21 protein-coding genes are annotated in these 17,785 nt (G+C 62.4%); 10 read left to right on the top strand and 11 right to left on the bottom strand.

What is annotated here, in order from left to right; all coding sequences use genetic code 11:
• Positions 1-220: 220 nt before the first annotated feature.
• Positions 221-628 (top strand): GFA family protein, encoded by a 408-nt coding sequence (locus HNQ60_RS25925; protein WP_184335708.1) that lies wholly within the window; start codon positions 221-223, stop codon positions 626-628.
• Positions 629-643: 15 nt separating this feature from the next.
• Here HNQ60_RS25925 and HNQ60_RS25920 read toward each other — a convergent pair whose 3' ends face one another.
• The 3 genes from HNQ60_RS25920 to HNQ60_RS25910 all read right to left on the bottom strand — a co-directional run bounded on the left by HNQ60_RS25920 (position 644) and on the right by HNQ60_RS25910 (position 3,317).
• On the bottom strand, positions 644-1,219 hold the full coding sequence (locus tag HNQ60_RS25920; protein WP_184335707.1) for an RBBP9/YdeN family alpha/beta hydrolase: 576 nt from the start codon (positions 1,217-1,219) through the stop codon (positions 644-646).
• Between the two features lie 120 nt (positions 1,220-1,339).
• Positions 1,340-2,443, bottom strand: coding sequence for a BKACE family enzyme (locus HNQ60_RS25915; RefSeq protein WP_184335706.1), 1,104 nt, complete (start codon positions 2,441-2,443; stop codon positions 1,340-1,342).
• Between the two features lie 25 nt (positions 2,444-2,468).
• Positions 2,469-3,317: a TauD/TfdA dioxygenase family protein gene (locus HNQ60_RS25910; RefSeq protein WP_184335705.1), complete on the bottom strand. Its 849-nt coding sequence runs from the start codon at positions 3,315-3,317 to the stop codon at positions 2,469-2,471.
• A gap of 309 nt (positions 3,318-3,626) precedes the next feature.
• On the opposite strand from HNQ60_RS25910, the gene HNQ60_RS25905 reads away from it, so the two are divergent.
• Positions 3,627-4,325 carry a PEP-CTERM sorting domain-containing protein gene (locus HNQ60_RS25905; protein ID WP_184335704.1) on the top strand — a complete coding sequence of 233 codons (699 nt, stop codon included), beginning with the start codon at positions 3,627-3,629 and terminating at the stop codon, positions 4,323-4,325.
• Here HNQ60_RS25905 and HNQ60_RS25900 read toward each other — a convergent pair whose 3' ends face one another.
• Together HNQ60_RS25900 and mddA are read right to left on the bottom strand one after the other, a co-directional pair.
• Positions 4,326-5,129 carry a class I SAM-dependent methyltransferase gene (locus HNQ60_RS25900; RefSeq protein WP_184335703.1) on the bottom strand — a complete coding sequence of 268 codons (804 nt, stop codon included), beginning with the start codon at positions 5,127-5,129 and terminating at the stop codon, positions 4,326-4,328. It lies immediately after the preceding gene.
• Between the two features lie 2 nt (positions 5,130-5,131).
• Entirely contained in the window at positions 5,132-5,896 is a 765-nt protein-coding gene (mddA, locus tag HNQ60_RS25895) for a methanethiol S-methyltransferase (protein ID WP_184335702.1), read from the bottom strand.
• A gap of 230 nt (positions 5,897-6,126) precedes the next feature.
• On the opposite strand from mddA, the gene HNQ60_RS25890 reads away from it, so the two are divergent.
• Both HNQ60_RS25890 and HNQ60_RS25885 read left to right on the top strand, forming a co-directional pair.
• The gene (locus HNQ60_RS25890; protein ID WP_184335701.1) at positions 6,127-7,758 is read left to right on the top strand and encodes a TPR end-of-group domain-containing protein; all 1,632 of its coding nucleotides are present in this window, start codon (positions 6,127-6,129) and stop codon (positions 7,756-7,758) included.
• A gap of 553 nt (positions 7,759-8,311) precedes the next feature.
• Entirely contained in the window at positions 8,312-8,608 is a 297-nt protein-coding gene (locus HNQ60_RS25885) for a GlsB/YeaQ/YmgE family stress response membrane protein (protein WP_184335700.1), read from the top strand.
• 13 nt (positions 8,609-8,621) lie between these two features.
• Here the strand turns inward: HNQ60_RS25885 and HNQ60_RS25880 are convergent, their stop codons facing one another.
• Positions 8,622-8,786 (bottom strand): hypothetical protein, encoded by a 165-nt coding sequence (locus tag HNQ60_RS25880; protein ID WP_184335699.1) that lies wholly within the window; start codon positions 8,784-8,786, stop codon positions 8,622-8,624.
• 106 nt (positions 8,787-8,892) lie between these two features.
• On the opposite strand from HNQ60_RS25880, the gene HNQ60_RS25875 reads away from it, so the two are divergent.
• Positions 8,893-9,585, top strand: coding sequence for an energy transducer TonB family protein (locus HNQ60_RS25875; protein ID WP_184335698.1), 693 nt, complete (start codon positions 8,893-8,895; stop codon positions 9,583-9,585).
• Between the two features lie 134 nt (positions 9,586-9,719).
• Here the strand turns inward: HNQ60_RS25875 and HNQ60_RS25870 are convergent, their stop codons facing one another.
• Positions 9,720-10,097, bottom strand: a complete 378-nt coding sequence (locus tag HNQ60_RS25870) for a hypothetical protein (protein ID WP_184335697.1) — start codon at positions 10,095-10,097, stop codon at positions 9,720-9,722.
• Positions 10,098-10,210: 113 nt separating this feature from the next.
• Here HNQ60_RS25870 and lepB point away from each other — a divergent pair, with 113 nt between their 5' ends.
• The gene (gene lepB, locus HNQ60_RS25865) at positions 10,211-10,864 is read left to right on the top strand and encodes a signal peptidase I (protein ID WP_184335696.1); all 654 of its coding nucleotides are present in this window, start codon (positions 10,211-10,213) and stop codon (positions 10,862-10,864) included.
• Positions 10,865-10,912: 48 nt separating this feature from the next.
• Here the strand turns inward: lepB and HNQ60_RS25860 are convergent, their stop codons facing one another.
• From HNQ60_RS25860 to HNQ60_RS25845, 4 genes are all read right to left on the bottom strand, one after another.
• Positions 10,913-11,311, bottom strand: a complete 399-nt coding sequence (locus HNQ60_RS25860) for a GFA family protein (protein ID WP_184335695.1) — start codon at positions 11,309-11,311, stop codon at positions 10,913-10,915.
• Positions 11,308-11,712: a VOC family protein gene (locus HNQ60_RS25855; protein WP_184335694.1), complete on the bottom strand. Its 405-nt coding sequence runs from the start codon at positions 11,710-11,712 to the stop codon at positions 11,308-11,310. The genes HNQ60_RS25860 and HNQ60_RS25855 overlap by 4 nt, the downstream gene beginning before the upstream one ends.
• 66 nt (positions 11,713-11,778) lie before the next feature.
• Entirely contained in the window at positions 11,779-13,815 is a 2,037-nt protein-coding gene (locus HNQ60_RS25850) for an NAD(P)/FAD-dependent oxidoreductase (RefSeq protein ID WP_184335693.1), read from the bottom strand.
• A complete protein-coding gene (locus HNQ60_RS25845; protein WP_184335692.1) occupies positions 13,808-14,602 on the bottom strand; it encodes a sterol desaturase family protein in 795 nt (264 codons plus the stop codon). Before HNQ60_RS25845 ends, HNQ60_RS25850 begins: the two co-directional genes overlap by 8 nt.
• Before the next feature lie 139 nt (positions 14,603-14,741).
• Here HNQ60_RS25845 and HNQ60_RS25840 point away from each other — a divergent pair, with 139 nt between their 5' ends.
• The 4 genes from HNQ60_RS25840 (at position 14,742) to HNQ60_RS25825 (ending at position 17,767) form a co-directional block, all read left to right on the top strand.
• Complete coding sequence (locus HNQ60_RS25840; protein WP_184335691.1) at positions 14,742-16,637, top strand: winged helix-turn-helix domain-containing protein; 1,896 nt, start codon at positions 14,742-14,744, stop codon at positions 16,635-16,637.
• A 256-nt stretch (positions 16,638-16,893) separates the two neighbouring features.
• A complete protein-coding gene (locus tag HNQ60_RS25835; protein WP_184335690.1) occupies positions 16,894-17,181 on the top strand; it encodes an RNA recognition motif domain-containing protein in 288 nt (95 codons plus the stop codon).
• A gap of 83 nt (positions 17,182-17,264) precedes the next feature.
• Positions 17,265-17,540 carry a hypothetical protein gene (locus tag HNQ60_RS25830; RefSeq protein WP_184335689.1) on the top strand — a complete coding sequence of 92 codons (276 nt, stop codon included), beginning with the start codon at positions 17,265-17,267 and terminating at the stop codon, positions 17,538-17,540.
• The gene (locus HNQ60_RS25825; RefSeq protein WP_184335688.1) at positions 17,537-17,767 is read left to right on the top strand and encodes a hypothetical protein; all 231 of its coding nucleotides are present in this window, start codon (positions 17,537-17,539) and stop codon (positions 17,765-17,767) included. The genes HNQ60_RS25830 and HNQ60_RS25825 overlap by 4 nt, the downstream gene beginning before the upstream one ends.
• Positions 17,768-17,785 lie beyond the last annotated feature (18 nt).

The following is a 17,785-nucleotide window of genomic DNA, read 5'->3' as shown; positions in this document are numbered from 1 at the left end:
GGTAGCCGGCTAGCCAGAACGCAGGGTCCGGCTTCAGCCGCACGTCAGCGCGCAGCGCTTTCCGTCGTCCCCGCGAAAGCGGGGATCCATCCGGAACAAGGCACGGATCCCCGCTTTCGCGGGGACGACGGAAAGCGCTTCGTGCCGTCTGTGCTTTTGCTTGCCGCCAACTCTCGGGAATGCAACGCTTCCGGTTCAATCGAGACTCGGGAGAAGAACAATGAGCAGCACCTATTCTGGCTCTTGCCTGTGCGGCGAGATCCGCTTCGAAATCACAGGATCGTTCGAGCGATTCTTCCTCTGCCATTGCCAGCATTGCCGGAAGGACACCGGCTCGGCGCACGCCGCCAATCTGTTCTCGTCGACTGCCACGCTTCGCTGGATCTCCGGCGAAGACCATAGGCGTCAGTTCAATCTGCCGGGAACACGGCACGCCCGCTGCTTCTGCGGGAATTGCGGCTCAGCGCTGCCGATGCTGCAGATGGAAGGCAAGCTGCTCGTAGTGCCGGCGGGCTCGCTGGACAGCGACCTCGTCGCGAGGCCGGACGCGCACCTGTTCACGGCCAGTCGCGCCGGATGGGATCACGCGCTGGAGGCGATTCCCGGCTTCGACCGGTTTCCGTCGTGAAGGACGATCGCCGTCTCAGATCGACCGATCGAATCGCGCGATGAGATCCTCCGCCTGCGGCCACTCGCCGAATCCGAACGCAGGACTCAGGTGACCGACGGCACCCACGTGCACGCAATCGCTTCCCCAGTCACGGGCGAATTGCTCGACACGCGACTGCTCCGCCAGAGGATCGTTGCTGCTCACCGCGACCAGGCTGGGGAACGGCAGCTGCGCACGCGGCACAGGGAACCAGCCGCTGTGCTGTAGATCGGCGAACGTGGGGTAGCCCTCTGGGAGCGGGGTATCCAGATCCACGGGTGCAGCCAGCACGGCACCGACGACGTTGGCACGGCCGTGCCTTTGCGCCCAATGAGCGAGCGAGATGACGCCACCGCTGTGAGCCACGACGATGACAGGGCCATGAATTGCTTTGAGCGACTGCTGGATCGCCGCAACCCGTTTCGCGCAGCTCAGATCCACGCGACCGAGCGGCGGCACAGAGCAGACGAGGCGGTTCGACGACAGCTTCTTCGCCAGCAGCGTCTGCCAGTGGTCGGGGACATGATCGCGCAGGCCAGGAATGATCAGCAGTGTCGGCGGAAAGGACATGAGGGTTTCCGATAGCCGAAAGCTCGCGCGCTGACAGCCCACGACTCAACCGGCCGTCCTGGCCGGTGAGGTCCGTCCGTGGCGTGGACTATCAGCCGCGAGCTTTCGGCTCGATGAAGATCAGACTGCGACTTTGCGCGGCGTCATCACCGGACGAACCGGTGCACTGGGTGCATGCTGGGTGAACCCCAGCTGGCCCGGCTTGCGATTCGGCGCGAAGCCATTCGCTGCCAGAGTTTCGTCAGCATCCTTGTAGAAGGTGCCGATGCGGTAGATCTCGCGGGCTTCCTGCGTGTTCGCAATGTCGCGCCCGCACTCGCGGGAGATGCGAACGAGCTGTTCGATCTGCTCGACCGAGGACATCTTGCTGTCCCGGCGCTGCGTCCAGATGTTGTCCTCGATGCCGCAACGCACGTGCAGGCCCATGGCGATCGCCATCATGTTGAGCGGCAGCACGTTGAGCATCGACGTCTCGAGCGTCAGCACGGAGCCGTCCGGGCAGGCCCGCACGAAGTTCGCTAGGTTGTAGATGTTCGGCGCATCGAAGCCGCCGCCGATCGCGACCCACGTGAGGATCAACGGCACGTTCGCCGCGCCACGACGCATCATGCGTTCGACTGTTTCGAGCTGCGAGTTGTTCGCGAGCTGGAAATGCGTCTGGATGCCCGCGGCCGACAGGCGACGGATGTGTTCTTCGACCCACTCCGGTCCGGCGGGAATCGTCATTTCGCGGTAGGCGCGATACAGCGCCGGCTCTGCAATCGATGTGCCGGCGAGGTCGGCGGGGACCATCTGCTCGACGATGTTCATCTGGTTCGTGTTGATCGCAATCGTCACCTGGTCCGGTGTCGGCTGCAGCTCAGCGAGCATGTGGCGCGTATCGTCCGACAGCCACTTCGCTGCTTCGCCCTCGCCTTCCGGCGCGAAAGAGATCGAGCCGCCGACCTGCAGGATCAGCTGCGGAACACGGGCGCGAATGCCGGCGAGCAGTTCGTTGAACTTCGACAGGCGCTTCGAGCCCTTGCCGTCGAGCTCGCGCACGTGCAGGTGCAGCACCGTCGCGCCGGCGTTGTAGCAATCCACCGCTTTCTGGATCTGCGCTTCCATCGTCACCGGAATGTCTTCCGGGAAGTCAGCGGGCATCCACTCCGGCCCATATGGCGCGACCGTGATGACGAGCTTCTGCTGGTTCTCGGGAAAGAGGGAGCCGTCGAGGAAATTCATGCGGTGTTTCCTTCTGCTACAGAACTCAAAAAGGCTTGTCGCCCATGATGCCGGCCCGTTCCATCTTGCGATGGCACGGCGGGTAATCCATCACGGCGTAGTGCTGCGTGCTGCGGTTGTCCCAGATCGCGATGCTGTTCGGCTTCCATCGCCAGCGCACTTGGTACTCGGGAATGAACGCCTGGCTGATCAGGTAACGCAGGAGGTCGGACGCGCCGGGATTCGCATCCTGTCCGTAACGGACGTTGGCGGTCGTGTGATAGTTGGTGAAGTGCGTCGTGAACGCGTTCACGAACAGGATCTTCTCGCCGGTTTCGGGGTGCGTGCGCACGACCGGATGCTCGGCGTCGGGATACTGTGCTTTGAGAGCGAGGCGCTTCTCGATGGGCATCGCGGCACCGAATGAAGCTTCGATGCTGTGACGGGCGCGCAGATTGGCGATTCGCGCCTTGATCTCGTCCGGAAGCCGCTCGTAAGCAAGCGCCATGTTCGCCCACATCGTGTCGCCTCCGACCGGCGGGCATTCGACGCAACGCAGCACGCATCCCATCGGCGGCTCGTCGCGCCAGGTCGCATCCGTATGCCAGGCGTTTTCGTAGCGATCGGCCGGGTGCTCGGGACTCTTGTAGATCTGAACGAGACCGGGAAAGTCAGGATGACTCGGCGCGACCGGATGGTCTTCGAGCTTCCCGAACCGGGACGCAAACGCGACATGAGCTGCACGCGAGATATCCTGGTCGCGGAGGAAGAGCACGCGATAGCGCAGCAGGGCAGCTTTGACCTCGCCGAACAGGTCGGCGTTGTAAGCCGCCTCGGCGAGGCTGACGCCGACCAGTTCGGCACCGATGGCGCAGGTAAGGGGCTCGATTCGCATGCAACGCTCTCTTCCGGGGTTGGAAGAACCGGGGCGCCGGAGGGCGAATCACCACCTTGCAGCGGCCGCCTTTCCAGCGGTCCTGACGTTAGTGGATGCGGTCGGGCATGCGTCTGGCAAATAGCGACAGGGGCTTCGCATTTGGCGACAGGGCCAAGTAGCCCGGATGCGGCGTCGGAAGCTTTGACAGACTCGCCTGGCGTTCCGTCGCGATTACTACGCAACTGCGCGTGGCATCACGGTGATGATTCTTTGGGCATGAGACTTGCTGCTCTGCGGCGTTCGGCTCAGCGAAAGGAAGAAACAAGAATGAACTCAGGACTGCGTGCGGCGGCTGTGATCGGCACCGCGGTATTGCTCAGCCTCTCCACTCCGGTGCAGGCCGTTCCAATCGAGGTCTCCACCGGCGGAGTCTTCGTCGACTCCCAATCGTCGATCGCCGTGGGCACGCAATGGAGTCTCGATCTGGTTTACGAGACGTCGACGCCGGATACGCTTCCTGGCGATCCCGCTGAAGGCCTCTACAACGCCTATCAGTGGTTGCAGCTCACTGTCGGCGATCAGATCTACACGCTTGCTGATCTCGTGCCGGAAAGAGCGAATGTGCGGGTCTTCGACGACCGACCATCGAACGACGGCGACGGGGAGACTTTCCGCGATGTGGTCGGATTCGGCGGGTCCGTTGCCTCGACGTTGTACGGTTTCAGTCTTCTTGCATCGTTTGGGGATGCGGCGCCCGGTGGCGGGGTGCTGGGAAGCGATGCTCTCATCGCCGATCCGCTGCAACTGACCTCTTTGTTCACGGACAGGCAGAGTCCGTTCTGGCAGTTCACCGACTTCGTGTTCTACGAGATGCAACCGGGAGAAACGACGACGAGTGTCTTCGCAATCGGATCCGTGGATCGATTCTCGGCCGCCTATGTCTCGGTTCCCGAGCCTGGAACACTCGTGCTGCTGTCGCTGGGACTGCTGATGATGAGGTGGCGTCGCACTCTGCGTATCGAGTGATCATGTCGTCGCCGGCTTCTCCACGAGATAGGCGATCCGCGACAGCCGCCGTTCGCTCGCCAGCCGATGGACCGTCGCAAAGAACTCCTGCAATCCCTCGAACCGATGCCGCCCTTCGCTCGATAGCAGTTCGTTCCTGTGGCGTTCCCGGGCGCGATACCACCGCCCCGCTACCAGAGCGGCGTTGCTCGTAACGTCCTGCTGCAGGATCAGCCGAAATCCGGCGAGCTCGATGAGCTGTTCGTTGACGTCCTGAGGAACGAAAACGAACGTCCCGATCGAGCTGCGGATGGCGAACTGCTCGTTCGTCACCGGGCCTGTGACGACCACCGGATCGGTGAACACGGCTCGGGCACCCGACCGCATCACGCGATGCCATTCCCACAACACGCTCAGGCGATTCGGAAAATGATTCATCGAATCGACACAGACGACCGCATCGAACTCACCGTTGGCGAAAGGCAACGGATCGTTGGCATCCGCATGAATGAAGGTGACGGCGTCCTGCGTTCCCATCCGGGTAGCAGTGCCGACCGCGTACTCGTTGGAGTCCAGGCCACACACACGGCAGTCCGTCTGCTGCGCAAGATAGCGCGCGGGTCCGCCGGAACCGCACGCCACCTCCAGCACATGTTCATCGGGGCGCAGATTCAGCCAGGCGATGAACCGATCGTATTCGTCCAGCGTCAGCCAGCTGTTCTGGCCGATGTCGTCGCCGAACGCTTCGCGCCGGATGTCCGTCAGGACTTCCGACGCGAAGTGGCGATACGTGCTGTCGAACAGATCGACGCGCGTGGCCGACATGATCAGCGTCCGCCGAGAGCCACACGCCCCTGCGTCGAAGCGCGACGCTTGAACGACGGAATCAGCATCGGCACGCGTCGACGATACTGCTCGTACTCGGGATGTGCCGCGACCAGATCGCGCTCCTCGAACTGGATCGCAATCAGGATGTAGGCCGTCGTGGCGATCGCAAAGAACAGATGCGTCGCCGTCATGACCGGCGTTGCCCAGAACGCGAACAGCCAGCCGACGTACAGCGGATGACGAACGACCTGATACGGGGCCGGCACGACGAAGGGCACCGAATGATAGGGACGACCGAGCAGTTGCAGCCACACCTGGCGCAGGCCGAACAGATCGAAGTGATTGATCAGGAACGTCGAGACCAGCACCAATCCCCAGCCGAACGCGTAGGCGCCGTACAGCACTGCGCGCGCGACCGGCGAAGTCACTTCCCAGACCACGCCACCCAGCGGCTGCCAGAACGCGAACAGCGCGATCAGTGCGAGGCTGGAGAAGAGCACATAGGTGCTGCGCTCAGCCGACTCCGGCACCATCCGCGTCCACCAGCGCTTGAAGGCAGGACGCGCCATGATGCTGTGCTGGAGCGCGAACAGGGCAAGAAGCCCCGCATCGATCAGCAGCGCGGTGACGAGCGGCGTATCCCGCAGCGAATCCATCGTCTTCGGCACGCCGAAGTTGCCGATGAAGCCGATGGCGTAAAGGAAAGTGGCAAAGAACACCGCGTAGCTCGCGATGCCGTACAGAAAGATCAACAAGCGTTTCATGACAGACTCCTGAAAATACACGGGACGACAAGGGGACCACCCTACCGTGCCGTCCAACGCCCACCGACGTGAAGAGTCGCCCCTGTCCGCAGTGGGTGGCCCGGCCGAATTCAAAGACATACGTCCTTCCGGGCTGCTTGTGCCCCCGGGAACGTTGTGACAAAAGGGTACGCGCGGGCGTGCCGGGGAATCCCGGGAGAACGCCGGGATTTCCCCGGGAATCGAGAGTCATGAACGACGCAGTCACATTCGGCCCCTATCGTTTCGATCCGCAGTCCGCGCGACTGTGGTCGGGTGAAAGCGAGATTCGGCTGACCCCCAAGTCGGCGGCCGTGCTCGGCGTGCTGGTGCAGCGTGCTGGTCAGCCCGTAACCAAGCAGGAGCTGTTCTCGTCCGTGTGGGGCAGCACGATCGTCAGCGACGACGCATTGGTCACCTGTATTCAGGAACTGCGCAAGGCGCTGAAGGACGACGCACGCGAGCCCGACTTCATCGAGACGCGCCATCGATCCGGCTATCGATTCGTCGCAACCGTCGCGATGCCGGCCGAACACAATGCCGCTCCTGAAAAGCGGGCAATGACCGCCATTGCCGTTCTGCCATTCACCGACATGAGCCCGGGTCGCGACCAGGATTACTTCTGCGAGGGCCTTGCCGAGGAACTGATCGACGCACTGACACAGGTCGAAGGCCTGCGAGTCGCTGCACGCAGCTTGTCGTTTCAATTTCGCACGGCTGGCGTCGATCTGCGCGAAGCGGGCCGCCGGCTGGGAGTCGACGCGATCGTGGAAGGCAGCGTTCGCAAGGCGGGCGATCGGGTGCGCATCACTGTACAGCTCGTCGATGTCGTGACCGGCTATCAGCAGTGGTCGCAGCGATTCGAGCGCGAAGTCGTCGATGTCTTTGCGATCCAGGACGAGATCGCAGCCAGCGTCGCGACGACCTTGCGCGGCGGCGATCTCTCCAGTCGCGAACGCCAGGCCCTGCGCCGACCGGCAACGAGTGCCCAGCCCTACGAATACTTCCTGCGCGGGCGACAAAGCCTGCATCGCATGCGTCAGCCCGATCTCGAACACAGTCGCGAAATGTTCGAACGTGCCATCGAACTCGACCGCACCTACGCACCCGCGTGGGCCGGGCTGGCCACGGTTCATGCGTTGCTCTATGAGTGGTGGGGTTCGCGCACAGAAGATCTGGACCGTGCTGACCGCGCCAGCGAGACGGCGATGCAGCTCGCACCGGAACTGGCGGACGCGCATGTCGCACGCGGCATCGCTCTTTCGCAGCATCGCCGCTATGACGAGTCGGCTGTGCACTTCGAGGCTGCGATTCGCATCAATCCCTATCTCTACGATGCTTACTACTACTATGGCCGGACGGCCTTCGCCCGCGGCGCTGTAGAGCAATCGGCCGACCTGTTTGGTTCGGCGGCGCGCGTACGGCCTGAGGATTTCCAGAGCCAGATGCTATACGCGCAATCGCTGTTCATCCTGAGGCGAACCAGCGAAGCGAATGAGGCGAATCGCGCAGGCATCGTCCGCGCAGAGCGCTTGCTCGCGCTCAATCCGGTGGACGGTCGGGTCCTTTCGCTGGGTTCCGGCGCTCTGCATTTCGACGGCCAGATCGCGCGGGCAATCGAGTGGGCGCAGCGCGCACTCGAGCTGTACCCGGATGACATGAGCTCACTCATCAATGCAGCCTGTCTGATGCTGAAGATCGGCCGCAAAGAAGAAGCGCTCACTCACCTGGAGCACGCGTTCGGGCGGGGCTGGGGCAAGCGTGACTGGATCGAACACGACCCCGACTACAACAGCCTGCGCGACGATCCGCGTTTTCAGGCGCTGCTGGCGAAGCTCAGCTAGTCCGCGCCTGCACGTGAGCTGTCCAACACGACAACACAGCATTGGCTTTGACCGGAGGCGTCATCTCCCACCCTCCTCATCCCATGCGCTCAATGCACGACATTGCTCCCGCCTGTCCCTTCGCCTCCGCACGTGGTCGCGGTCCGATTCGATCGCTTCCGCAGCACCTGCGGTTTGCGGGAGCGACGCCAGGGGAGCCGGGCCGCGCGGCCTGTCCACCTGCTCATACTGTCTGGGTCCGATGTTCCGAGGGTTGAACCACGGATTGGCGCTCCATGGCCCATGGAATCGTTGACGTCGAGGTCCTTTGGGACCTGCTCCTGAACGGCTCATACATGCCTCTCTGACGCGTTTCCAGGCAGACGCAGTCACATTCCGAACAACCACTTCAACGCATCTGGTGGACTGCAAGATAGCTGCCAAGTGGCGCGGCATCAGTGCGTTGCCGCGCTTACAGCGCCACTCGGACATATGTGCGCCTGCGCACCGACGCTACTCTGTCCGCGCGTACGCTCAAATGTCGCGATCTCGCAACGAACTCGAGGGCTGCATCATGAACGTGATCACATGGCTGCTAATCGGCGGACTGGTCGGATGGCTGGCGAGTATCGCCCTGCGGATCGACAGCCAGGAGCGAATCTTTCTCGACGTTGCCATCGGTATCGTGGGTGCCGTCTTCAGTGGCTGGTTTCTGACGCCCCTGCTGGGAGTTGCAACCATGAATCAGGGCAGTTTGAGCACGGGTGGTGTGCTGGTTTCGTTCTTCGGCGCAGTGATTGCCGTCGCTCTGGCCAATGTGCTGCGCTACGCTACGCGCCGCATTCACGCAAGCGGCGGTGCCGGACGATGAATTCTGAGGGTCATCAGATCGCGCGCGTCGGATCACTCGCAAGCACCGCGGACAGTTCATTGAATGCCGCGAGCTCCGCAACGACATCCTGCGACTGCTGACCCTGCGGCAGGAAAGCCCGAGTCGTCAGGAGATCGCTGACCTGGATCTCGGGATCGATGTTCATTACGCGGCTCATTGAGTTGCTCCAGCTTGTGCATTTGAATCAGGACAATCGACGCTGGCGCACACATGCTGAGGATGGGCGAGTTGTCTCGGGATCCTGCTGACGATGGGTGGGAACGATGAAAGAGTCAGATGCGGTACCGGACGCGCAGACCGGGTCGCGACCAGACGCGCCGCCTACCTACCGGCTGGTGATACGCGCCGAAATCATTCCCGAACCGCCCTCGCCGACTCGCGACCGACGGTCGCTGGCGAGGAAACGCACCGCTGCGCTCGCGATCAGCGCTGTGGCGCTGCTGGCGCTGGGTTGGGCCGGAATCAGAGTGTTCAGGAGTGAAGAAGCGCGGGATTTGAAGTCCCCACTATCGGCGTCGAGATCCGATCCGAGCGATGTCTCACCCGTTGTTCGTGCCGTGCAGGCGCCCGCGGCCTCGGCCGAGAAAGCGTCGCCCACCGTCGCGACATCGATCGAGCCGCGATCAATACAGGCTCACCAGACGCAGTTACCGGCGAGAGATGTAGAGAACGCATCGCCGTCACCGATTGACGAAGTGATGCCGGATGTTCCGCGAAGCGCTCTGGAGACGATACGGGGCACAGTAAGGGTGTCGGTTCGGGCGGCCGTCGATCCACTGGGCACGGTCGTCACCGTCACCCCCGTGGACTCCGGCCCCAGCCGGTACTTCGAGCGGCTCGCCGTGGACGCATCGAGAAAATGGACGTTCGCGGCAGCGCCGACGAAGGAGCAGCGGACTGTGGTGCTGCGATTCGCCTTCACGCGCAACGGGGTGACGGCGGAATCAGGCGGCTAGCCGCCCTCCTGTGTCGCATCCACTTCAGCGACACGGATATCCCGACCCGTGTCCTCGCTCCTGGGACTACGACACTTGCCGGAGTGCGATCTGTACGCGCCCGCACAAATGGCCGCTGATGAAATGGCTCCTTGCTAGTCGCTCGCCACGATCTCGGCTTTCGCCACGGCATAGTCCACAGCGCGGCCGAGGCCAAGCTGCGTTGCCTTCGAGCGTACGTCGCGAGGCTCCCGATGCAGCTGCGCTGCAACGCCCATCAGAATCTCATCTGCGTGCTGCCAGCTGCGTGCGACTTTTTGCTCCAGCAGAGACTGCAGTTGAACGACGTCTTCGGGGGCCCACGGTGGTCGGGCCTGTGCGTCACTCTTCACGCGGAGCTCGGCGGCATCATCATCCCGAAGCGCCTGTGTCAGCACGCTGATCAGCACACGCTTGTGATCCGCCGGGATGTCGCTGACCACTACGAATCGCAGCGCCGCGTGCTTGGCTATCGATTCTGATCTGTCGGGCATGGTCCCTTTTAGCACGGCACCATGAGCCCCGGGGACTTATCCTGTTGCAGGATGCTGAAGCCAGGCACAAACCACAGGCAGATCCTGAGAGTTGATCGACGGGGGGACCACGAATGACAACAGCATCGGACAGCAAGCCACAGGCACGACGCACGAGACGGATCATCGGTCTTTCGATCGCCTGGATCGGCAGCATCGTTTTCACCGCATTGGTGATCGCACGCCTGTTCATCTACGAACCTTTCCGAACACCGTCGGCAGCGATGTATCCGACCCTTCCGGCGGGCTCCATAGTGCTCGTCGACAAGCGTGGCTTTGCGCATGCCATTCCATTCCGCCTCGGGAAACTCTCCGTCACGGCAACACCCAAACGGGGCGACATCATCGTGTTCTATCTGCGCGATGGCGAGACGGCGTACCTGAAGCGCATCATCGGCCTGCCGGGCGATCGGATCGTCGCAAACGGAACGGAGCTGCTCATCAATAGTGTCAAGGTGCCGGTGACACCGGGCAATCGGGTCGGAAGATACCGGCACGCGGTCGAAATCCTCGATGGCGAAGAAGTGTCGATCGCGTGGCTACCCGAGCGTCCATCGCTGGACTTCGTTGGTACGGTGCCGCCGGGACACTACTTCACGATGGGGGACAACCGCGACAATTCGCGCGACAGCCGCTTCCCCGAGGTTGGTTACGTCCCCGAGGAAGACATCATCGGGCGCGTCGTCAAAGTGGTGCTGGCCGGAAGATCGCGCGACCCCTTGGAATGACCGTAGCAGCAAAGCGATCCAACGCCGATCGGCTTGCCGCTTCGTCGATTACGCGCGCAAGCCCGGATACTTCGGGAGATCATCCGTGATCACCTCCCACGACGCCTTCGAATCCACGTAGATGTGGTACGCGTTTTTGCACGCGAAGGCAGTTTCGACGGTACCGATGCGAAGCCGCTTCACATCCGGAAGATCATCCCTCGCGCTGTAGATGGGGCTGCCGCAGTTCGAGCAAAAAACCCGAGCTTTGTACGGGACAGCCCGGAATTCCTTCAGCGCTTCCTGTCCTTCGGTGACCCTGAACTTCGTCGCATCGATCGGACTCACAGCGACGTACGCCGAGCCCTGAGCCTTGCGGCACATGGAACAGTGGCACATCGAGATCTCGCCGATCTCTCCCTCGTACTCGTAGCGCACTGCGCCGCAGAGACATCCGCCGACGATCACTTCTCACTCTCCTGCGGTGAATGACACGCGACGCACAGCTTGTTGCCTTCAGTGTCCCGGAAATAGGCGCCGTAGTAGTTGGCGTGATACTCCGGCCTGAGCCCTGGCGCTCCTTCCGACGTACCGCCATTCGCGATTGCAGTCGAATGCGCGCGATCCACTGTCGCCCGATCCTTCGCAAGGAACGCGATCATCTGACCGTTGCCTGCCTCATGCGGCTGACGATCGTAGGGCTTACCGATCAGGAACAGCGGACGCGGATCCGGACGAGATTGCCAGCCCGCCCATGGACGAGCCCGATCGCAGAAACGTTCCTGGATTTCCAGCACCGGCATCAGCGCGCGATAGAACGCCACCGCGCGATCGAAATCCTGAACGCCGAGCATGATGTGCGAATACATTGAAGTGAACCCAGCGACTGAAGACACGCCGGGCCCCATGCTATCGCGGATGCCTCCGCTTTGCGTTCACGTAGCGAGTCGACCCGTGACTCCCGGCTCGCCCGCCGTATCCCGCTCCGACCACCGAAAATCGTAAACGGGCCGCACGACGTCATTGACGATTTCCATGACCGCGCGATGGCTCTGCGCGAACGCCGCACTGGTGAGCGAAGTGGCAGCCGCATCCGAGTTCGAGATGGCGATGCGGCCGAAGCGCTGGCGGCCGACGACCCACGGAGCATCGGTGCGGTGCGACCAGTCCGGGTCGTAGAGCTCGTTCGAACCGCCGGCGTAGCCGTGGCTCCATCGACACACCGTGATGCCGGCGATGTCCCGCCGCGCATTGAAGCCGCCGGGCCCCAGCACGCGATCGAGTTGCGAGCGGACGTTGCGTTCCATCGTTTCGAAACTGATCGCCTGCAGCTTTGCCCGTGCAGCCCTCCACTGCTCTCGCGGCGGCAGTCCTGAGCCGTGCATCTCGAGCATGCTGGTGGCTAGTCTCATATAGACGATGACGGGATCGTTCGGATTCCTGGCGTTCCTGTAAGCACCGCCCCACTCGGGCCGGGTCCACGGCTTGATGTATTGATGGAACATGCCCGGACACGAAATTTCACTGACACCCACTTTCTGGAAAGCCGACCAGTCGCGGATCGCGACGAACGTTCGCACCAGCGGCTTGCGCACCGCCATGCGCAGCGCAGCTTTCTGGATTTCCGGCAGCTCCGGCACGAGATGCGGGATCATCGTATTGAAGCACGCCATCACTGTGGCGTTCGCGCGTACTCGATACGATTGTCCGTCGCGGATGTATGTGACCTCGACTTCCTTCGCCGTCAAGGGATCGCCCAGGTGCCTGACGCGAGCGACCATGCTCGAAAGACGAACGCGGACATCGTTCTCAGGCAGGTCGAGTTTGTCGTAGCGGAAGCGTGCGGGAATGGAGTCTTCCGCAGTGCTGCCCGGCAGCGACGCTGGAATCATCGAGCGGATCAGCAAGCGCGCGACGCCAGCGTTCCCGTCGGGGAACACGATGTTCTGGCCGGGATCGTTGGTCAGGTTCGAAAGCTGGTTCGCTTGCGGAAGCCCCAGTCCGTCGAAGCCGCGCTGGTTCTTGCGCCATGCGTACCAGGCGCTGTAGGTCTCCGGTCCCGCCGCCTGGTTGTCGCTGTCGCCACTGCCGTTGCGCACCTGGAACGCAACTGTTTCGGGATGGATCCGCGCGACGTTGCTCAGGTAATCCGCATAGCTCATCTTCTTCAGCCGCTGGATCTTCTCCGCGACCGACAGGCCCGCCATGTAGTCGGTCTTGTCGGTGTAGAGCTTGATGAAGCCGACCTTGAGATTCTCCGACATCGGCGTCCTGTCGAAATACTCGCGCCATTGTGCCGCCGAAGTTCCTCGCGTCGGCGGCCGCTTGGTAACGAGCCGATCGGCACCGAAAGTTTCTTTGTCGAAGAACAGGCCGGATCCGCCCAGACCGAGCTTCTCGATCGGGTCTTCGTTGGCCTGCATGTGCCGGGCATAGCGCTCGCGATCGATGCCGATGTCCTTCAGCATCTGCAATGATTCGGGTGAGAACGTATTTGGATTCCAGATCTCCTCCGTCCCGCCGCAGATGAGCAGCTGCTTGCCGTCGACGTTGAACTCGACGCGACGCGCGTGGCCGCCGAAATCGTCGCATCCATCCAGCACGAGAATCTTCGCGCCGGGAATCTGCTTGCGATAGAAATACGCGGCCGACAGTCCCGCCATACCGGAGCCGACCACGACGAGGTCGTAGACCTCGCCGGTGTCAGTGCTGGTTTCGAAGAGCCCCCCATCGCGAAGCGCATGACCCACATTCATCGCCGCATCTTCGAATCCGCGCATGCCCTGACGCATCGGCGGATAGTCGGAACCCGGAAGAGAAGCAGCCTCGGTTGTCGCAGCGCTGGCTGTCGCCGGTGCGAACCCTGCGACAGACAACGCTGCGGCGCTGCCGACGATCTGCGCCACGCCATCGATGAAATCCCTGCGTGTGATGCTGGCGTCCATGCCAAGGGCGCGATCGCGCTTATCCATGTGTCGCTCCCTGCTGGTCGAGCTTCATCGACGGGTCGTAGTCGCTGCTCGCGATGTCCTTGAACACGAGCATCTGCGGCAGCTTGGCCGAGGCTCCTTCGTAGAATCCGCTCTCCGCGGAGAAATCCTTCGGGTTGCGGAAGGTACCGAACAGGATGTCGAACAGCGGCAGGTCTGAATAGTTGTAATGATGAATGCCGCGAGCGTGATGAACGCTGTGACTCTCGGGCCGCTGCACGATGTAGCCCAGCCATTGCGGTGTGCGGATATTGGTGTGCTGGAATGCGGCCAGGAACATCCCGGCATAGAGGAAATAGGTCACCGCCTGCGGGCTCAATCCCACGATGGTCAGGCTGATGCTGCTCATGAAAGTGAAGCCGACGGTGTCCAGCGGGCTGAAGTAGAAGGCACCGAAGCTGTCCACCCGTTCCGCGCTGTGATGCATCTGGTGGAAGGCACGCCAGAGCCAGTGATTCCGATGCATGGCCCGGTGCCAGACATAAACCAGCAGCTCGTAGATCAGCACGCCGATCGCCGCCCCGACGAGGGGATGCAGGGCTTCCAGGTTGAAGAGCTGATACGGGGCAAGCGAGTCGCCCCAAAGCAGCGGCAGGTAAGACGAGAGAAGGAAGTAGAAGAAGAAGACTGCCAGGGCACGAGGTATCCAGCCCCTGACCCTGGGCAAGGGACGCGCCGGAAACAAGGCTTCCAGCAGGATCAATGCACCATAAAGAGCCAGCAGGGTCAGCGAAATGGGATCCATCAGGATCTGCAGCGGCGTCGGCATGGGACTCTCCCTCTTGTGGTTCGTGGGAGCGACGTTGCCGGGGACTGCTCGGTCCTTGCATAGTCGGTGGATAATCTTTCCGCAATCTCTCGATAATGATTCGTCGGGAGGGCCGCGGACGCAGGGGTGACAACAAGAAATGAAGTACCAGGTGGCTGACTACGTGATCGATACCGCCCGGTATCGGATCAGTACGGGGAGCGCCGCCGTTCCCGTGGAGCCCAAGGTCTTCGACCTCCTCGTCTACCTGATCCGGCACCGGGACCGGGTACTTTCCCGGGAGGAGCTGTTCAAGGAGGTCTGGGATGGCCGCGAGGTCTCGGATGCGACCCTGAGCAATCACGTCATGAGCGCCCGCAAACTTCTGGGCGACAGCGGCGAGCTGCAGAAGACCATCCTGACGGTCCGCGGTCGCGGCTATCAGTTCGTGGCACCCGTCCAGGAGATCCCGGACGCCGCGGCGAGCCCCGATCCGGTCGCGGTGCCGGTGCCATCGCCTCCGACGACTCAAACGAGCAAGCCCGTGCAAGCCTGGCGTCTGCCCGTGGCAATGGGTGCCCTGCTGCTCCTCGCTGTCGCCGTGTTCGGTTGGACTCGCATCGCTCCTTCACACGCGCCGCCGCCTGATGCCGGAGTTCCTTATCTGGTCGTCGTGCCCTTCGATGTATCCGCGGACGCGCCCGAAGCATGGCGCCCTTTCGCCGACCAGGTGACGCGCGAAGTGATCCGCAATCTGCGCAAGATCTCCGGGCTCAAAGTGGTCCCGACGACTTCAGCCTTCGCCTTCAAGGACAACAAGACGCACGAGCACATCCGCAGCCAGCTGCCCGATGTGCGATACGTGCTGGACGGCGTGGTGAGCATTTCCGGCAGCAACACGTTGCGTATCACCGCGGAGCTCGAAGATCTCAAGGAAGGCCGGCTGGTCTGGGACAAGGACTACGAAGGCCGCACCGACGACACGAACCTCTTCGCGATGCAGTCCGAAATCGCCGCGGCGGTGTCGCACTCGCTGCAAGTCGCAATCCGCGAAGAGGAGCGCCGGGCACTCGACGAATTTCCCACCGCGAATCTCAATGCCTATGAACTGTACGTCTCAGGGCGACACGAGCTCGAGCTGCTGAGTCGCGAATCGTTGCCGCGTGCAATAGAGCTTTTCAATCAGGCAATCGCGCTCGATCCGTCGTTCTTCGACGCATACATCGCGCGGAGTGATGCCTACCGGCAACTGTTCGCATATTTCGAGCCGCCGGTGAGCATGCTGCCAGCAGTGGTCAAGTCGCTCGCGGAAGCGCAGCAACTGCGTCCCGACTCGGCCGAAGCGTGGTCTTCTCTCGGCCTGACCTATGTGATGGCGTGGCGCTGGAAGGATGCGTGGATCGCTTTGAACAAGGCGAAGCGCGCCGACCCGACGCTGGCACAGACAGAACTGGGTTTCGCGCTCTACTACTCCGGGCTGGGCGAAGCAGAGAAAGTGAAGCAGGCGTTGGCCGCCGCCAACCGGCTCGATCCGCTCAGCACTGAACTGGCGGACTGGGGCAACTGGGCCCTGTTCACTGTCGGAGAAAGCGAGGCCGCCCGGGCCTGGATCGATGAAAAGATCAGGCAGCATCCGGATGTCGGCGTGATGTATTCGGGCGCGGGCGTGGGCGCCTACATCGCCGGCGACTATGAGCGCGCAGTGAAGCTCGCAGAACGGGGCGCCGAGCTCGACGGGTCGCCTGTTGGGCTGATCATGCTGGCGCAAGCGTACGGATATGCCGGGCAGAAAGAGAAAGTACTGCCGCTGCTCGAAAAGGCCGCGAACGCGGGCACGTACACCTGCCCTTATGAATCCGCCGCGGCATATCTCAGCATCGACGACCGGAATCGCGCACTTTCCCTGTTGGGCGAAGCTGTCGAGAAACGATCGAACTGTCTCATTTTCCTGCGCAACGATCCTCGCCTGGAAGCGATCCGGCAGGATCCCCGCTATGACGTTCTGCTCACGCGCGTCGGACTCGATGATGCTGCTCTGGCGGGGTACAAGCGATAGCGGACCGCGCAGCCGGAATCGGCTCATTCGCGGCCGGGGGATAAAAGGCGGGCAGGGCCGGCTCCCGGCATGTATAGTGCCTCCCGGCTCGTAACCTTTCTCTTTATCTCGCCTGGCCCGCGCCAATCCGGCGTCTCTCCGGCCACTCAACCTAAACCGAATCGTTCTCGAACCTGGAGACCGCGGGTTGTCCGCTGTCATGTCCGTGCGTGTTCCTTTGGCTTGAAGGATCGCGCTTCTACTTTGTGAGTATCCAATGAGCAAGATCTACGTAGGGAATCTCCCGTTCAGCGCAACGGAAGACAGCGTTCGCGCGCTGTTCGCACAACATGGCACCGTCGATTCGGTCGCACTGATCAACGATCGTGAAACCGGTCGGCCACGCGGCTTCGGCTTTGTCGAAATGCCACGCGCGGATGCTGCACGCGCCATTCAGAGCCTCAACGGGCAAGACATGGATGGTCGTCCGCTGAAGATCAACGAAGCGCAGGACAAGCCACGTGGCGGCGGCGGTGGTGGCGGCGGCGGCCCGCGTCGCTGGTAAGGCCGAGAGCGACTGCGCACCGCATTCCGCGTGCGCAGTCGCAACGTCCTGACATGTCGACACTACCAGAACGGTCCTCACCTATGACCGATACCTTGAACGGAGATCCCCGCGCGCAGGCAATACGCGCAGCGGAAAGGCGCGCCGAAGAGCGTGCACAACTACTCCAGCGCCAGTCCTCGCCCAGCAGCCCCCCGGAAGACCGGATCGCGCTCTGGGAGAGATTGCACATGCTTGTGTTGCCGCGCAGCGCATCCCACCCGTTGCTGGCTTTGATTGCGCAACAGACCTCGTTGACGCTCGACCAGATCAGGGATGAACAACAACGCCGGGCACGCGGCGCAATGGAGCAGCTATGAGCCGGTTCGGCGCTCAGGCTTTCGTCGAACTGCCTTTTCGGGTCGAGTTGATCTGCGAAGCGGCCGCGCCCGACGGCAGCAGCGCTGCCTGGCAGCAGTACGTGATTTCGCAAGGGGTGAACAAGATCACAGGTTTGCGCCCGGGCGCGCACGCCGAAGTGGCATTGCAACTCGAAGAGATGGTCGAACGCCTGAACCTGCGACGCATGGGCAAGAAGCCCAAGTAGATCCGGCATCGCGACCCT

This window comes from Povalibacter uvarum (assembly GCF_014202975.1).
GTDB classification, from domain to species: domain Bacteria; phylum Pseudomonadota; class Gammaproteobacteria; order Steroidobacterales; family Steroidobacteraceae; genus Steroidobacter; species Steroidobacter uvarum.
This window is presented reverse-complemented; position numbering and strand designations above follow the sequence as displayed.

What these genes read in the sequence shown, in the direction of transcription:
- HNQ60_RS25845 (WP_184335692.1), bottom strand. Translation starts at nt 14,602, where the DNA reads ATGCCGACGCCGCTGCAGATCCTGATGGATCCCATTTCGCTGACCCTG.
- HNQ60_RS25880 (WP_184335699.1), bottom strand. Translation starts at nt 8,786, where the DNA reads ATGAGCCGCGTAATGAACATCGATCCCGAGATCCAGGTCAGCGATCTC.
- HNQ60_RS25910 (WP_184335705.1), bottom strand. Translation starts at nt 3,317, where the DNA reads ATGCGAATCGAGCCCCTTACCTGCGCCATCGGTGCCGAACTGGTCGGC.
- HNQ60_RS25885 (WP_184335700.1), top strand. Translation starts at nt 8,312, where the DNA reads ATGAACGTGATCACATGGCTGCTAATCGGCGGACTGGTCGGATGGCTG.
- HNQ60_RS25840 (WP_184335691.1), top strand. Translation starts at nt 14,742, where the DNA reads ATGAAGTACCAGGTGGCTGACTACGTGATCGATACCGCCCGGTATCGG.
- HNQ60_RS25830 (WP_184335689.1), top strand. Translation starts at nt 17,265, where the DNA reads ATGACCGATACCTTGAACGGAGATCCCCGCGCGCAGGCAATACGCGCA.
- HNQ60_RS25875 (WP_184335698.1), top strand. Translation starts at nt 8,893, where the DNA reads ATGAAAGAGTCAGATGCGGTACCGGACGCGCAGACCGGGTCGCGACCA.
- HNQ60_RS25825 (WP_184335688.1), top strand. Translation starts at nt 17,537, where the DNA reads ATGAGCCGGTTCGGCGCTCAGGCTTTCGTCGAACTGCCTTTTCGGGTC.
- HNQ60_RS25855 (WP_184335694.1), bottom strand. Translation starts at nt 11,712, where the DNA reads ATGTATTCGCACATCATGCTCGGCGTTCAGGATTTCGATCGCGCGGTG.
- mddA (WP_184335702.1), bottom strand. Translation starts at nt 5,896, where the DNA reads ATGAAACGCTTGTTGATCTTTCTGTACGGCATCGCGAGCTACGCGGTG.
- HNQ60_RS25900 (WP_184335703.1), bottom strand. Translation starts at nt 5,129, where the DNA reads ATGTCGGCCACGCGCGTCGATCTGTTCGACAGCACGTATCGCCACTTC.
- HNQ60_RS25850 (WP_184335693.1), bottom strand. Translation starts at nt 13,815, where the DNA reads ATGGATAAGCGCGATCGCGCCCTTGGCATGGACGCCAGCATCACACGC.
- HNQ60_RS25915 (WP_184335706.1), bottom strand. Translation starts at nt 2,443, where the DNA reads ATGAATTTCCTCGACGGCTCCCTCTTTCCCGAGAACCAGCAGAAGCTC.
- HNQ60_RS25925 (WP_184335708.1), top strand. Translation starts at nt 221, where the DNA reads ATGAGCAGCACCTATTCTGGCTCTTGCCTGTGCGGCGAGATCCGCTTC.
- HNQ60_RS25920 (WP_184335707.1), bottom strand. Translation starts at nt 1,219, where the DNA reads ATGTCCTTTCCGCCGACACTGCTGATCATTCCTGGCCTGCGCGATCAT.
- HNQ60_RS25835 (WP_184335690.1), top strand. Translation starts at nt 16,894, where the DNA reads ATGAGCAAGATCTACGTAGGGAATCTCCCGTTCAGCGCAACGGAAGAC.
- lepB (WP_184335696.1), top strand. Translation starts at nt 10,211, where the DNA reads ATGACAACAGCATCGGACAGCAAGCCACAGGCACGACGCACGAGACGG.
- HNQ60_RS25890 (WP_184335701.1), top strand. Translation starts at nt 6,127, where the DNA reads ATGAACGACGCAGTCACATTCGGCCCCTATCGTTTCGATCCGCAGTCC.
- HNQ60_RS25870 (WP_184335697.1), bottom strand. Translation starts at nt 10,097, where the DNA reads ATGCCCGACAGATCAGAATCGATAGCCAAGCACGCGGCGCTGCGATTC.
- HNQ60_RS25905 (WP_184335704.1), top strand. Translation starts at nt 3,627, where the DNA reads ATGAACTCAGGACTGCGTGCGGCGGCTGTGATCGGCACCGCGGTATTG.